Consider the following 14,098-nt stretch of genomic DNA (forward strand, 5'->3'; position numbering starts at 1 on the left):
AACCAAGTTGCTCACCATAGCGAGTCGGTGTGTGTACCACGAGGTGAGCCAATACGTATCGCGCCCCCAGAGCATAGCCCAAAACCGATGGTGTTTACCGCCACAGTGCGCTCGCTGTCGGGGTCAAAGGCCAATCCTCACTTAGATACCCAAGGGCAATATGCCACGCAAGTACATTTTGATAGTCAGGTGACTGAATCAGTAAAGCGCCTCACACAATATGCCTGTCGCGGTCAAAAGCAACCGACAGGATTACACTTTCCACTGCTGCCAGACAGTAATGTGCTCATCGGTTGCATGAACAACGACCCTGACCAAAGTTACCTGTTAGGGTTTGCGCTTAATGACACGCAACCATCTGTTGTTACTAGCGCCAATAACGCCCAAAACGTGCTCTGCTCTCGCGGCCAAAACCTGTTGATGTTTGATGACACCCCAAATACCCCGCATATTGTGTTGCAAACCCTAGCGGGCAACCAGCACTTGGTGTTACATGGGGATAAAAAGCAGCCTTATATTCACTGGCTTGCGCAACTAGGCGCGATGAACATTTTTGCGGCCAAAGACATACAACTTGGCAGTGTTAAAAGCGCAATTCGACTACTTACCAATAAAACCTTTATTGCCAGCGCCAAACAACAACTGGCACTGGAGAGTAAAAAGTCGGTGATTGTCGATGCAGCAACCAACCTAGACGTCACCGCCAATCAAATTGACGTCAGCGCCAAACAAAATATCACCCTTAAGGCGGGTCGCAGCCATCGCAGTGTTATCCAAAGTGATATAAACCTCAAGGCAGACAACAACCTCACCATCACCGCGCCGGCGGGAAGTCAAATCATTCAAAGCCAAGGCAATATCACAGTAAAAGGCAGTGGCTCTGGCAACCTCACCCTTGCCAATGGTGGCAGTGAAATCAGCATTGACTCAAGTGGTAACGTCAACATCTTTGCAGACAAGTTACTGACCTTAAAAGGCAAAGGCATGACCGTGTTTGACGGTAGCATGGAGCAAGATATTAGTGGTAAACAAAGCGCCACTATGCCGAGTGTACCGCAAATAGCGCAGATAGCAGCAAATCAACGCTTGTCGTTAACCGCTGATGGCGTGGCATCACTTGCGGATAAAACCATTGACCTTTCGTATTTTTATAGCGATGGCACACCAGTAGAAGACATTGATTACGAAGTCGTGATGGATAACGGCAAAATATACACAGGCCAGCTTAGTGGCGGTACCGCAGAAATCATTGATGTGCCTGCTGGGAATTATACCGTGAGTTACATCGGCGAGGACGAAGAGAAGATTATTTCGTTACGCCAAGAGCTTCGCACGGCCCTTGACCAAATGGTTGCAGAAATCCGCAAGCAAGCTGACATTCAAGAGCGCCTGATTGATGACGAAAACCTTGGGATGCAAGGGCTTATTTATAGCGGTGCATTCTTATACGGGCTTTATCAGCAAGGAGAAAGCATTGTAACGGGAGTCGCAGATTTAGTCGAAGGCACAGCTGGAGCAATTTATGATGTTGGCGCAGCAACTTTCCGTATTTTGGGTCACCTTGCAACTGGCGATGTGGAAGCTATGCGGGCAGAGTTACAGCAAATTATGTCAACTGCCTCAGAGTCTATTAATGGCATCGTTGAAGCGTTTGAAACATTAGTTATTATTGCAGAAGATGAAGAAGCGCGTACTTTACTTGCAAATTTCCCAGCACGTTACTTTAATGCTCATTCCAGTGTTGAACGCACCAGAATGGCAGGTCGCTTGTCGTTTGAAATACTGCTTGCCCTTGCCACCTTTGGCAGTGGTGCAGTGGTTTCTGCTATCGCTAAATCCAATTACTTTGTTAAAGCAACCCGCGCATTGGAAAAGCTCACTCAAGCCACCAAGTTAAAACGCTTAAATTACACTCGCTCAGGTACAACTGAAAAAGTACAACTAGATCGGATTAGAAAACTAGACACCAGTATCCGTGATGTAAAAAAAATCAATCATGGTCCATCAATAAGAATAACAGCTGAAAAGCATAGGACATCTTCAAGGTTAAATACTCGCCAGTGGAAACATAAAACGATGTTCGATGGGCGGCTTGTACACCAGCGTAATGACTTATTCGATATCAATAAGAAAGACCTTAATGGTTTGACGAACCTTGAACGAATGATGAAAGGACGACCTCCTATTGGTTTCGACGGTGAGCCGGTAAACCTCCACCATTTGATTCAAAAGGAGCCTGGTACAATTGCAGAGGTTGGTGGTAAACTGCATTCAGAGCGGACAAAAATACTACATATTCCTCAATACGAAAAAAGAAATGGCGCTTGGCTTAAGAGGAAGAATTATAGCTTTAGGGCTCATAATGGCAGGAAATCAACATGGCCAAGCACTCAGTTTGGTAATATCAAGAAAACTGAGGCAGAGAAGGTATTTATAAAGTGGAGCTCGGAGTACTGGAAATATAGAGCCAAAGGATTTTAATTATGAAAAACTTTACACATGATGAGTTAAAGCAAAGATTAGAGTCACTAAACGAATTTGAATATCAAGGTAGTCATAGTGACTTAGAAATAAAAGAAGCTGAGTCAGTGCTCAACCTTCGTCTCCCAGAAAGTTTTAAAGACTACTTGAAAGCTTGGGGAAATATAGCGATAGGCCCGATTGAAATCTTAGGTTTAACTAAAACACCTAATTTTATAAATGCAGAATATCCGAATTTTGTTTGGTTTACTCTTAAAAAGAGGAGTAATGACCAACTCCCAAAAGAGCTTGTAGTTTTCCATAGCGTGAACAATGAGTTTCTTTACTGTATCAACTGTTCGAAACCTCTCAGTAATGGAGAGTGTGTAATTACAGTTTGGAACAATTTAGATAAAATTGTAGAGCAAGAGTATCACGTTGGGTTTAATAACTTTATTTTGGGCATATTAGAAGACGAATAGTACTTTATTGTGCGTTTAGCATATCTATTCTGACACTGGCTTTAGTTAGCCTTAAAGTACTAATTAAGTGTAAAATAGCACACTTATTTTGAGAGCTACTTCATATGCAAATGACGTAAGCTCTCAAATTTTTTTACAGCCCACGGCATCTACATTTCCTTGAGCGTTATATAAGCTCCTTCTTTTAAAAATTAGATACCTTTGGTTTACCACCTCCAGCAAGCACTAGTGAATTTATATAGAAAATTGAGAATGCACCGCCCGGTCAATACACCGTGCAATATGGTGAGGATAAACGCGATTACCTACCTGAAGATAATCGCCCTAAAAATCCACTGTATGGACAAATCACCCCAGCGCGAGCGGCTGAAATGGTACGCAGCGGTAATACCGCACCACTGATAGAAGCCAATGGCATTGCAACCCAAGCAGGCGATTGGTTATGGGGCACACTACAAGGCGACTTTAATCAAAACCCCTCCACGTCACAAATCGTGGTGGGCACCTTGATTTCCATGATACCAATTATCGACCAAGTCATGGATTTACGAGATATCATTGCCAATGTCATGTTACTGACTGACGATGATGAAGCCAACAACACCGACGCTTGGCTTGCCTTTACCCTAACGGGTATTGGTTTAGTGCCAGTAGTGGGCTCAGCAGTCAAAGGCGTAGGCAAGGTTATCTTAAAAAATACCGGAGAGTCGCTCTCTGCTGCGCTTGCCGTTTTACGCAAGCTCGGCAAAGGCGACCCAGTTAAATACCTAAGAGACATCAACTGGCAAGACCTAGGAAAACAATCCGCCACGGAAGTTAAAAACATCGTCAAAGGCCTGCGCGATTCACTTGATGACATGTCCACCAGTTGGCACTACGACCTACTGCTTCCAGACGCCGCCATCGAAGGCATGCAAGCCACGGTTAAACGCCTAGACGAGGTCACCCCCAAAATCGACCAGCATATGCAACAAGCCGCCCAAGAAATCGGGCAGCGAGTTAATAAAGCACTGGATGAGTATCAAGGCCAATCACCAATTCGAGGCGTTACCGATAAGCCCACCAAAGCCAAAGCTGATGAATTGGAGCCGCCAAAAGGGAATGAGTTGCTGGGGGCTAAGTCCGAGTTTAAAGGGCAATACAAAGGAAGTGAGCTACTATTAAAAAATATTTCAACTATTAATATCAACTACACTAAGCGGGATAGGGCTGAATATGCTGATTTACGTAAAGCATTCAATAATGGTATACGGAAAGACTTTTTAAAAAGCTTATCTAACAGGCCAGAATTAATTAAACAACTGAATAAGCTTGGAGTGAATGAGAGAGAAGTGGCAAAGCTCGCAGATGGCAAAGTTCCAAAAGGTTGGCAGGTTCATCATAAAATCCCATTGGATGATGGTGGCACTAATAGTTTCAATAATTTAGTTCTCATACGAAATAGCCCCGAACACTCAGTATTTACAACTTACCAAAAAAAATGACGTCAAAAATGACGCACTATGAAACAATAAACGTCGATTGGCCAATTCCCGAAGGCTTGGTTTATCCTAAGTGAGATGATGATGAGCGTACTAATCAATTTGATCGAACAGAAAAACAAAATAGAAGAATCGCAATACCAAGAAGGTTTTTTACTTCCTCCTGCAACTGAGAAACAACTTATAAAGCTGCAAGAAAACTCATTAAGATTTTTTAAGGGGAAAATATCAGACCAGTTTATAGAATTATTAAAAATTTCAAATGGTTTTTCTGTAAATGGTTTAAACGTGTATGGTGCAAACACCATCGAAAGTCCAATTTATCTACCAGGTATAATTGAAGCCGATGAATCATTTTATGAAGAGTGCTCCCTGAAGCAATTTATTGCATATGCTGATGAAAACATGAGTCGTGTAGTTTTCAATTTGAACACCCGACTCTATGCTGTCATAGATAGAGTTACTTGGGAAATAATTGATGAGTATGAAACGTTTGAAGAAGCGTTACTTGCATTAATTGAGGAGAGTTGTGTGTTTGAATAATGTGTACCAGCTCAGGATTTGAATAAGTCTTAATTTGATCTGTCAGATTCGAATAATAAAACTCAATCAAATCTGACAGTCGCATATGTGCCAACAACTGCCGCTCTATAGCTCTTAATATCTCAAATCTAATTGTGATAGCGGACGCTCAAACCAAACTTTTTTGGATATAGCAATTTTTAGCCAATCGGAAGCCGAGAGGAAGCTTTTAGTTCTCGCAGTGATAAGCTTGAACGAATAGACGAAACCCCTGGTAATTTACGTAAGGTATTATCGATGAACTGGCTATAGTCATCCAAATCTTTTGCAACAACCTGTAATAGGAAATCAGCGTCACCTGTTGTATTGTGGCAAGAAAGTACCTGAACGCAATTTTGGATAACTGCTTCAAAAGTGGTGGTTGTTTGACTGTCATGCTCTGTACAAGTGAGCTGTACGAAGGCCAATACACCAAACCCTAGCTTACGTCTGTCTAAATTGGCTTGGTAACTTTCGATATATCCTTCCTCCTCTAAACGCTTTAACCTTCGCCAACAGGGGGACTCACTCATCGCCAGTTCGTTGGCTAACTTCGCATTCGTCAAGCGACCATCTCTTTGCATATGCCACAAAATATCATTGTCTATCTTGGTTAGCTTACTCATAGGGGGACTCTTTCTTTAAGTGGGTTATATATGAAAGAGTATTTCCTTATTTGGCAGCCTTCAAGTTAATTTAGCAAGGTAATTTCAGTTTTAACTCGTAGTATAGTCCGAGGTAACAAACTCGATACATAAGGCGGTTGGTGATGAAAGCAGTTGTTTACGAAAAATTTGGTCAAGCACCAAAAGTAATGAATGTTAAAGAGCCGGAATTGGCTGATGATGGCGTTATTATCAATGTTAGAGCTACAGGCGTGTGCCGCAGTGATTGGCATGGCTGGAAAGGTCATGACTCAGGTATTGAGTTGCCTCATGTGCCGGGACATGAATTTGCTGGCGTGGTAGAAGCGGTTGGCAAAAATGTTCGTCACTTTAAGGTGGGTGAACGTGTAACTGTGCCGTTTGTAAATGGTTGTGGAAGTTGTCCGGATTGTCATTCTGGTAACCAACAGGTTTGTTCAACCCAAACGCAACCAGGTTTTACTCATTGGGGGTCGTTTGCCGAATATGTACCGATTAATAATGCCGATACAAATTTAGTTCACTTACCTGACGATATGGATTTTGCTACAGCAGCAAGTCTTGGTTGTCGATTTGTAACTTCATTTAGAGCCGTGGTCGACCAAGGTAAAGTGAAAGCTGGGCAGTGGGTTGCTGTTCATGGCTGTGGGGGCGTTGGATTATCTGCCATCATGATCGCCAATTCCATTGGTGCAAATGTTATTGCCGTCGATATTGCTGAAGATAAACTTACGCTTGCTCGCTCTTTAGGCGCCGTTGCCGTCATTAACGCAAGTAAGGTTGACGATGTTGCTGAAGCAATTATGTCACTTACCCGAGGTGGCGCTCATGTCTCGCTAGATGCACTTGGCCACAGTGTGACTTGTGTCAATTCAATCAAATGCCTGCGCAGCTTAGGTAAACACGTCCAAGTAGGCTTGCTGCTGGGGGAGCAAGCAGCTCCCAATATCCCTATGAGCAAGGTAATTGCTCAAGAGCTAGAAATCATTGGAAGTCATGGTATGCAAGCTTTCCGTTATCAAGACATGTTGGCAATGATGCTTTCTGGGAAACTGGTACCTGAAAAACTAATAGGTCAGCGCATTAATCTTGAGCAATCGATCGATGCTTTAACCACCATGGATTCATCTTCTGTACCTGGCGTAACTGTTGTTACTGAGTTTTAAGTGGCAATGTGAATAATTTAACTGCTTGAATCAGGTTGATTTCATTAATTTGGAAAACATGGCAACCAGTATGAACACAGGTTTAATGGCTCATGGTGTTATTGCCATTAATATTGTTATTTCCAAATGTTCTGATAAGAAACGTTAGCTTCTACAACCACAGCTTGTTTTAGCGACAATAACGACTTCAGTTAACTTTTAAGGTGATGTTAGTAACTTGGCTGAATGTCTGCTTTGTGGAAGTGAGCCAATGACACCAAATAACTGCGACCGTCTCAAATTCGCTCGAAACTGTCTGTCAGATAAAGTCAAAACCTATTCATCGAAACTGTAAGATCAGATATGAGCTACTACACAGGATTACATGAAAAGTTACCCGCTTCAATCGGTGACTGCCACTCTACGTGTTAAGCGGGTAAATTTAAAAGCTTTGTAGTGCTTCTTATCAATGCCCTAGTTGATCGAGTAAGTCCATTACTTCAACGCTGGCATGTTCCATTTGGTTAAGCTGTTTAACTGCGCCTTGAGAATCGCCTGCTTTAAACTTTTTCATTGCTTCTACACCAGCTCTATGGACTTCTTTATGCGGAGCTTCTAGACGTTTAAACGCGTTGTGACCGCCAAACTTTTGGGCGCCATCGCCACTAAACCATTTGCCTAAGCGGCACATCGTATGATCGGCAAAGTCGCTGATATTTTTATGGCTATTGCCAATAATAACGTTGTATACGTCTCCTTTCCAAACGACATGATCGAGCTTTACTGTCTGGATAAAAGTTTGAGTGGTAGAAACCAAAATGGTGTCTTTCATTGAATCACAACAACTTACTATCCCTTCGTATTCATCGTTTAAGTGTCCAATACTGTCAGACAGCGTGATATTAGACGCTTGAATTTCTTCCACGGCACTCACGGTTGTATGAGTCGTATCGATGATCTTTTTGACCAGATCGGAGACTTCGTTGGCGGACTCGTTGGTGTTGGTTGCCAGTGCACGTACCTCATCGGCGACAACCGAAAAGCCACGGCCAGCTTCACCCGCCCGGGCGGCTTCAATAGCAGCATTAAGCGCTAACAGATTCGTTTGATCTGAAATTTTTGAAATCGTCGTAACAAAGGTATTAATGCTATCGGCCATCTGCGATAGGCCAGAAATATTGGTGGTCATTCTGTCCATATTACCGCCGAGCTGCTCCATTCCCGTGAGTATTTTACGTAATGCGGTTTCAGATTTAGAAAAGGCGGAGTTTACTTGCTCAATTGAATGGCTTTCTTCTTCAATACTCATAAAGCTTGCAAGAACGGTTTCGCGGATCCCTTGCACTTGGCTTAATCCAGTCAATGCACACTGCAGTAGTTGATTGTCAGTATTATCATTGAGCGCAGCTTGTGAGCTTACAACTTCTTGTTTTAATGACTCATTTTCAGCAACTAATTGCGCATTCGCATGTTTTAAACTGGCAATCTCTTGTTGCGCGGCTAATAAGGCTTGTTGGGTTTCATTGTTTGTAAATAGTTTTGCAAACACGTTATTTTCCCTTGTAACTTGATATTAACGCAAGCTTAGCAATCATTGGAAAATAGTGCTACTTCTTTAGATTTTAAAAAAGCTATAAATTTAGATAAGTTAGCGTAGAATTGTGATTGGATTTTGGTGCGCTGAGCATCATTGAAATTGAATCAATAAAACTGTGTTATGGTGTTACCCTCTAGCACTAGACCTGAGTGATTTACCGCGTTTATCGCCATACATATGCTCATCGGCTTCGTGGATGATGAGATCAGCTTGTTTAGCTGGGTCAACTTTGACCATTCCAATACTGACGTTAATTTTGTAATCATGTAATCCCTTTAATAATGCCGCTCTTACTTCATCTGTATCTGGAAGCACAGCATTAATATAGGCAATAAATTCGTCACCCCCGATACGAAAGCTGTAATCTAAGCCAAAGTAATCTTTCATATTCTGCGTAAACTTAATCAAAACCTCGTCGCCAATATGATGGCCATAGTTGTCATTCACTTGCTTAAAATTATCTAAATCGAGGTAGAGTAGCCATTGTTCATCAAAGCGGTGTGTTTGCAAGCCTTCAAAACATGCGCGACGACTACCCACGCCTGTCATCGCATCATGGTCAGCTTCATACCGCATCCGCTCTTCTAACAATCTTCTTCTCTCTACTTCTTTTTTTAGCTCTGTAATGCTGGCTCTTTTATTGGTGAGCATGCAGTAAAAACCAAAGCTGATGAGTAAAAAGCCGATATTTTTCAAAGAAGTGTCAAAGTTAAGTAAGGGAATGGAAAAACCGTCGGTGAAATTATCAATAATATCAAGGAGTAGGCCCGCACAATACACAAGTAGGGCAAGGCGTAAGAACGGATTTGCGATTTCTCTGGTGATCAAATTGAATAAAGTGAAAGAAATACCGAACCAGAACAACTCTTCGTAGCTCTCGTATTCGTAGTGGCCAATATAGTACATGTAGCCACCAAAAAAGATGATGGCTATCCATATGACTAAGGGAGGTAACGCGCGTTTGATCAAAATACTTTGGCTTCTGATGCTTCAGTTATCTTTAGTTATAGTTAATTGAGCTTCAGAAGCAAGCCGCTTATGCGTTTAACTCAAGTGCTTGAGCAATCATAAATAGATGACTAACAAAAACGAGAGAAGTTAGCACCGTTCGCATTTTTTGATAGTCTTTATGATAGTCACCCCAGCGAGACGAACTGCGTTCTATAAAATATACAAGCCAATATGCGATAGCGAGATAGAGAAGCAACCATTGTGGTGCTGCAATACTAAGTAGGGGGTAAGGGATCACGACAATCACGGCCAGTATCGCTTGTTTGTAGGTTTGCTCACCTGCACGCCATAAACTTCCGGCCATAAAAGCTAGAATCCCCAGACTGTAAAACTGAAAAGCATGAAGCACGTCACTTGATACACCTGTCATTAGCGTCCACGCGATACAAGCCAAAAAGGGAACGAAGCCAAAGTAACCAAGTTGAATATGATTGAAGTACGGGTGCATAGTCACGCTCTGCTATAGTTAATTGCTGGGATCATACCGTAATTATCTTATTTTTATACTCTTATGCTGAATTAGTTGATCATTTAAAAGTGAGTTATCGGTTTTTTCGATCACAGTGATTCAAACAATCCATTTTATTTAATCATCACTTCCCCTTATCTTTGTACTCAAGCCAAGGCGAACACTAATCGCCAACATTATTTTAAACTAAACAACAGTGAGGAAAGCGATGAGCACTTCATTAATCAATACTAAAATTCAACCATTCAACGCAACAGCATACCATGGTGGCGACTTCGTAGAAGTTTCTGAGCAAGACCTACTAGGTAAATGGTCAATCGTATTCTTTTACCCAGCGGACTTCACTTTCGTGTGTCCAACAGAGCTTGGTGATTTAGCTGACTACTACGCACAGCTACAAGAAATGGGTGTAGAAGTTTACTCTGTATCGACAGACACGCACTTCACGCATAAAGCATGGCACGATGCGTCAGACACTATTAAGAAAATTCAATTCCCAATGATTGGTGACCCAACAGGCCGTATTACTCGTAACTTCGGTGTAATGATCGAGGAAGAAGGTCTGGCACTTCGTGGTACTTTTGTTATCAACCCAGAGGGTGAAATCAAAGTTATCGAAACGCATGACCTAGGTATTGGTCGCAGTGCTAAAGAGCTAGTACGTAAAGTACAAGCTGCTCAATACATCGCATCTCACGATGGTGAAGTATGTCCAGCTTCTTGGCAGCCAGGTGAAGAAACACTAGCACCTTCACTAGATCTAGTTGGCAAAATCTAATTTGTCTGGGGAGTGCGGCATGCACTCCCATCTCAACCATCTAGATGAATCAAATTCATCGTTTTTGCGAATTTTTACTGTAGTTTCTGCAGAGGGTTACCTTATATGTTAGACAACCAAATTAAAACTCAACTACAAAGCCACTTTAGCTCTCTACAACGTCCGATTGAACTCGTCATTACTGTTGATGACAGTAAAAAATCGCAAGAGCTAAAAGGGTTAGCACAAGACTTAGCGTCATTGAGCGACAAAATTACTTTATCTGAATCAAGCGAAGGTGAACGTATCCCACAAATGGTGGTGCGTGGCGTTGAAACAAAGAGCGAAATTACGTTTGCCGGTGTGCCTATGGGACATGAGTTTACCAGCTTGGTACTTGCATTATTGCATTCAGGTGGCCATGCCACTAAAGCATCGGCAGACGATTTGGAACTGATCAGGAATATAGATAACGCATTGAACTTTGAGGTTTACATCTCACTGAGTTGCCAAACTTGTCCGCAAGTCGTACAGGCCTTGAATCTCATGGCGGCTGTTAACCCAATTATTACCACCACCATGATTGATGGCGCTTTGTTCCAAGAAGAAGTGGAATCACGCAATATCATGGCCGTGCCAACCGTGTACTTAAATGGTGAGCAATTTAGCCAAGGCGCAGTGAGCCTGAGCGATATACTACTCAAATTGGATAGTAAAGCTGGTGAAAAACAAGCGGCATTACTTAACGAGAAAGACGTGTTTGACGTGCTCGTTGTAGGTGGCGGCCCTGCTGGTGCATCAGCTGCAATCTATGCTGCTCGCAAAGGGTTAAATACAGGGGTAGTTGCGGAGCGTTTTGGCGGCCAAGTTGCCGATACTTTGGGCATTGAGAACTTTATCTCAGTGCAAAAAACCGAAGGTCCTAAGTTGGTTGCACAGTTAGAAGAGCATGTTAACCAGTATGGCGTTGATGTGATGAAGAACCAGCGTGCAGCGGCAATTAACAAAGGTGAAACCATTGATATCACGCTTGAAAGCGGTGCGGTATTAAGAGCCAAATCTTTAGTCTTGGCAACTGGTGCTCGATGGAGAAGCATGAATGTACCCGGCGAAACCGAGTACAAGGGTAGAGGTGTAGCATATTGCCCGCACTGTGACGGTCCATTATTTAAGGGGAAACCTGTTGCGGTCATTGGTGGCGGTAACTCGGGTATTGAAGCGGCTATCGACTTAGCAAATATCGTTGAACACGTCACGGTATTAGAATTTGCCGATACGCTCAGAGCTGACGAAGTGCTGATCAAAAAGGCGAAAAGTCTTGATAACGTTACCATTATTAAAAACGCACAAACCACCGAAGTAGTTGGTGACGGCAATAAAGTAACGGGTTTGAACTATACAGATAGAGTGAGCGGCGGATCGCATTCATTACCATTGGCCGGCATTTTTGTACAAATTGGGCTTGTACCAAATACTGAATGGTTAAAGTCGAGTGAAGTTGCACTTAGCCGCTTTGGCGAAATCGAAATTGATAGCAAAGGTGCGACTAGTCTAGCGGGCGTTTACGCCGCAGGCGATGCAACCACCACACCGTTTAAGCAAATCATAATTGCGATGGGTGGTGGAGCGACAGCAAGTTTAGGCGCTTTTGATTACCTAATTCGGTTAGGACAAGACGACGAGCAAGCTGCTTAACTTCTCGCATTACTGGAAAGAATCATTGCAACAATACACCCATGCAATGCTCCCAAGCCACACTTCAACAGTGTGGCTTTTTTTGGCTTAGGTTTCTAAGACTCATCGCTGCGTGAAGCAACTCCTACTCCAAATTGTATAGTGACTTGTGGGTGGCGGTTTATCCGGCGAGAGGTTACTAGCCTAGCTGAGTGGATTATCTTCCGGTGAAGAAACACAAGATCGCTGCGTAACGCATCTCCTACTCCAAACTGTAACGTGCTGTGTGGGAGGCGGTTTACCCGGCGAGTTGTTACTATCCTAGCAGAGTGGATTATCTTTCGGTGAAGAAACATAAGATCGCTGCGTAAAGCAACTCCTACTCCAACGTGTAGTGTGTCTTTGGGCTTTCTAGAAAGCAAAAAAGCTTTGAATTGTCCGTGCTGTCGCTTCTTTGTCGCCAAGCTTTCACTTATTTGGCGTTTTAAACTTCATATTTTTAGGGTATTACTTAATAACGCTGGGGAATAGATATAAGTGTAAAAAATGAAAATTGATGCCGCTTTGATAATCAGGCAAAGGATGCTCAAGGGGTGGACCCAAGAGCAATTAGCTGGTGCTTCTGGTTTAAGCAAAAGAACCATTCAGAGGGTCGAAAGAGAGGCGAGTGCTTCCATGGAAACTCAGAAGGCACTAGCTGCCACTTTTAATTTAGATTATGCGAGTCTTACTCTTAAGGAGGCTAGAGTGATGAAAAAATATGAATATAAAACAGTTGAATTACCATTTAAATTGCGCTTTTTTAAATCAGGGACACCAGACGTGCAGTCGCTATTAAATGCTGAAGGGCAAAATGGCTGGCAATTAAAACAGGTTGTTATTCCTGCATCTGGCTTTGGTGAGTCTGACTCCATGGTTGTTATTTTGGAGCGAGAGACAGCATAACAGAGCTAGTGTTGATTCGTTTGTTTACCGGTCGCACCATCACTTCAGATCTAGTTACTATCCACGCGTTGTAATGGCGCTGCCGATATAAATTGCTCAAAATGCTCACACCAAATAATAACGCTCTGAAACTGGGCCAGATCAACTTGGCGATACTTGGGCAGTACGAACTGCGAAAATTGGTTAATGTTGGCAATTTCCACCATGGTGTGTTTTTGTGCTTTAAAATCGGCTTCTGTTTCAATAAATGTTTTGGCGAGGTAAAGCCGATAATCAGGTCCTGGGGCTATCTCGCCCACAAATGCAATGTGGTTATCCGTAAAATAAATCTCACCAGTGGCGTAATGCAACGCGTCTGAATCTTTAAGCTCCTTTTTGAATTTGCCTTTGTATGTTGCGGCTTTACTGATCGCCAGTATTTCTGTGTGGCTAGCCGCCGGAGGTTGCGTCATTATCGGTAAAGTATACACACCCATGATAAATCCTGTGATAAACACTACAATGAGCAATAGTAACGTAAATAGCGTCCGCAAAATCATTTCCAAGTGAGCAATAAAGTCAAAGTATAGCCAAATTATAAGGCTCTAGTAGAAAAAACGACTGCGTAAAAAAAGGGTTGTTTTTAATTTTTTTGATAAGAAAAAAGTGCTTTTATTAAATGTAATTTAGTACCCAATGTAGATAAAACTTTACACAGAGTAGCGCCTTCTGATTGTTAATTATTATAGAATAAAGTATTTCAATTGTTTTGATTGTTGTAATAGTCAGAGTAAACAGGTGGTTAGGCCTGAATTATGGTGTAAAGGTGTTTTTTAATCTAGCCATAAAGTATTGAGTGTAATTAATAATCTCATCTATTGTTATTGATTTGT

General features: G+C 42.4%; 13 protein-coding genes and 1 pseudogene. 9 read left to right on the forward strand and 5 right to left on the reverse strand.

What is annotated here, in order from left to right; genetic code table 11:
• The 5 genes and pseudogenes from EXT47_RS18195 to EXT47_RS18210 all read left to right on the forward strand — a co-directional run.
• A partial coding sequence (locus tag EXT47_RS18195) for an HNH/ENDO VII family nuclease (RefSeq protein ID WP_276319742.1) occupies positions 1 to 2,481 on the forward strand: 2,481 nt, incomplete at its 5' end.
• Positions 2,482 to 2,483: 2 nt separating this feature from the next.
• Positions 2,484 to 2,942, forward strand: coding sequence for an SMI1/KNR4 family protein (locus EXT47_RS18200; RefSeq protein ID WP_039491845.1), 459 nt, complete (start codon positions 2,484 to 2,486; stop codon positions 2,940 to 2,942).
• Positions 2,943 to 3,799: 857 nt separating this feature from the next.
• Positions 3,800 to 4,060: pseudogene (locus EXT47_RS24250) on the forward strand (HNH endonuclease); the annotation flags it as partial.
• 213 nt (positions 4,061 to 4,273) lie between these two features.
• Positions 4,274 to 4,426 carry an HNH endonuclease gene (locus EXT47_RS24255; RefSeq protein WP_306419081.1) on the forward strand — a complete coding sequence of 51 codons (153 nt, stop codon included), beginning with the start codon at positions 4,274 to 4,276 and terminating at the stop codon, positions 4,424 to 4,426.
• An 81-nt stretch (positions 4,427 to 4,507) separates the two neighbouring features.
• Positions 4,508 to 4,966, forward strand: coding sequence for a YrhA family protein (locus EXT47_RS18210; protein WP_226899479.1), 459 nt, complete (start codon positions 4,508 to 4,510; stop codon positions 4,964 to 4,966).
• 179 nt (positions 4,967 to 5,145) lie between these two features.
• Here the strand turns inward: EXT47_RS18210 and EXT47_RS18215 are convergent, their stop codons facing one another.
• Positions 5,146 to 5,610 carry an Lrp/AsnC family transcriptional regulator gene (locus tag EXT47_RS18215; RefSeq protein ID WP_039491843.1) on the reverse strand — a complete coding sequence of 155 codons (465 nt, stop codon included), beginning with the start codon at positions 5,608 to 5,610 and terminating at the stop codon, positions 5,146 to 5,148.
• A gap of 143 nt (positions 5,611 to 5,753) precedes the next feature.
• Between EXT47_RS18215 and EXT47_RS18220 the strand changes: the two genes are divergently transcribed.
• A complete protein-coding gene (locus tag EXT47_RS18220) occupies positions 5,754 to 6,794 on the forward strand; it encodes a zinc-dependent alcohol dehydrogenase family protein (protein WP_039491842.1) in 1,041 nt (346 codons plus the stop codon).
• Between the two features lie 445 nt (positions 6,795 to 7,239).
• Here the strand turns inward: EXT47_RS18220 and EXT47_RS18225 are convergent, their stop codons facing one another.
• The 3 genes from EXT47_RS18225 to EXT47_RS18235 form a co-directional block, all read right to left on the reverse strand.
• Positions 7,240 to 8,322: a methyl-accepting chemotaxis protein gene (locus EXT47_RS18225; RefSeq protein ID WP_010607417.1), complete on the reverse strand. Its 1,083-nt coding sequence runs from the start codon at positions 8,320 to 8,322 to the stop codon at positions 7,240 to 7,242.
• A gap of 174 nt (positions 8,323 to 8,496) precedes the next feature.
• Complete coding sequence (locus EXT47_RS18230) at positions 8,497 to 9,276, reverse strand: GGDEF domain-containing protein (RefSeq protein WP_039491841.1); 780 nt, start codon at positions 9,274 to 9,276, stop codon at positions 8,497 to 8,499.
• A gap of 130 nt (positions 9,277 to 9,406) precedes the next feature.
• Positions 9,407 to 9,829 (reverse strand): DUF3429 domain-containing protein, encoded by a 423-nt coding sequence (locus EXT47_RS18235; protein ID WP_039491839.1) that lies wholly within the window; start codon positions 9,827 to 9,829, stop codon positions 9,407 to 9,409.
• A 229-nt stretch (positions 9,830 to 10,058) separates the two neighbouring features.
• On the opposite strand from EXT47_RS18235, the gene ahpC reads away from it, so the two are divergent.
• The 3 genes from ahpC to EXT47_RS18250 all read left to right on the forward strand — a co-directional run bounded on the left by ahpC (position 10,059) and on the right by EXT47_RS18250 (position 13,226).
• A complete protein-coding gene (gene ahpC, locus EXT47_RS18240) occupies positions 10,059 to 10,628 on the forward strand; it encodes an alkyl hydroperoxide reductase subunit C (RefSeq protein WP_010377859.1) in 570 nt (189 codons plus the stop codon).
• 105 nt (positions 10,629 to 10,733) lie between these two features.
• Entirely contained in the window at positions 10,734 to 12,302 is a 1,569-nt protein-coding gene (ahpF, locus tag EXT47_RS18245) for an alkyl hydroperoxide reductase subunit F (RefSeq protein ID WP_039491837.1), read from the forward strand.
• Between the two features lie 525 nt (positions 12,303 to 12,827).
• Positions 12,828 to 13,226 carry a DUF4177 domain-containing protein gene (locus EXT47_RS18250; protein ID WP_084204156.1) on the forward strand — a complete coding sequence of 133 codons (399 nt, stop codon included), beginning with the start codon at positions 12,828 to 12,830 and terminating at the stop codon, positions 13,224 to 13,226.
• Between the two features lie 50 nt (positions 13,227 to 13,276).
• Here the strand turns inward: EXT47_RS18250 and EXT47_RS18255 are convergent, their stop codons facing one another.
• Positions 13,277 to 13,702 carry a DM13 domain-containing protein gene (locus tag EXT47_RS18255; protein ID WP_223193769.1) on the reverse strand — a complete coding sequence of 142 codons (426 nt, stop codon included), beginning with the start codon at positions 13,700 to 13,702 and terminating at the stop codon, positions 13,277 to 13,279.
• Positions 13,703 to 14,098 lie beyond the last annotated feature (396 nt).

Origin of the sequence: Pseudoalteromonas sp. CO342X, assembly GCF_004208915.1 — a bacterium.
GTDB lineage: Bacteria > Pseudomonadota > Gammaproteobacteria > Enterobacterales > Alteromonadaceae > Pseudoalteromonas > Pseudoalteromonas maricaloris.